Raw genomic sequence first — 1,038 nt, forward strand, 5'->3', positions numbered from 1 at the left:
AAAGCACTGTTAACACCTTCAAAAGCAGCAGCAACATTATGATAAGTCTTCTCGTCACCTTCTGTGCCATCAGCATCAAATTGTGCAACTTTGAAATCAGGTTTCGTCCATTTGCCATCCTCATACTTAGTTCCGCCACCGAAATATTCCGCAAGGGAACTGTTCGTAGAATAAAGCTGGGATCCATTAACAGCATCCGTTGAGTTAGCAGCAACATCTCCATCCTTAAGAAACGTAATCTTGCTGTTGCCTTTTTTCTCTCCTTCTCCATGCTGCGCACTAAAGGCATCCTCATCCTTGCTCCACGACAACGAATCCTGTGCAACACCTTGTGAAACTTCCTTAATACGAGCGTTCACATTCTTAATACTCGTATCAATGCCTTCAAAAGCTGTACCAACATCGGTAAAGTCAGCTTCTTCTTCCTTACCGTCTTTAGAAACCTTAGATAATTTATAGGTGGGTCCCGTGAAAGCACCATTTGTAAAAGCTGTACCACCACCTAAAAACTTCGCAACATCTTCAGAGAGGGTATGAATTTGTCCACCATTAATGGCATCACGTGAATCCTTTGTAAGGCTGCCAACAGCTACATTATGAAGAGCAACGGGCTTAGCATCTTTACCTTTCCCCAACGTCACACTTTCATAATTAATGGTGTTTTCTTCATCTGTATTTTTATCATAATGAACAACAGCTGATTCATCAGATTGAAGATTATCAGAGAGATCTTTTAAACCCTTATCAAGTTGGCCTTTATTAACAGCTTCATTGTCATTCGCCGCTTCCTTCACACCGGAAATAACCCGATCAGAACCACTCTTATTTGCAATATTGATTGTAGCACCATCTGTCTCCGTACCAATCTTGATAGTCTTGCTGTCTGTATCCTGTTTAACTAGGCTATCACCTACAACCTTGGTAAGCTCTTTTTTTACATTTGTGATAGAAGTACCTACACCCTCAAAGGCGGAAGCTACATCAGTATAGCTCTTCTCTTCATCCTTGCCATCTTCCTTAACAGTCTTAACCTTGAAA

1 pseudogene is annotated in these 1,038 nt (G+C 41.1%); it reads right to left on the reverse strand.

What is annotated here, in order from left to right:
* A pseudogene (locus ACFINO_RS09935) lies at positions 1–1,038 on the reverse strand (hypothetical protein); the annotation flags it as partial.

Origin of the sequence: Bartonella sp. AA83SXKL (assembly GCF_042196965.1) — a bacterium.
GTDB lineage: Bacteria > Pseudomonadota > Alphaproteobacteria > Rhizobiales > Rhizobiaceae > Bartonella.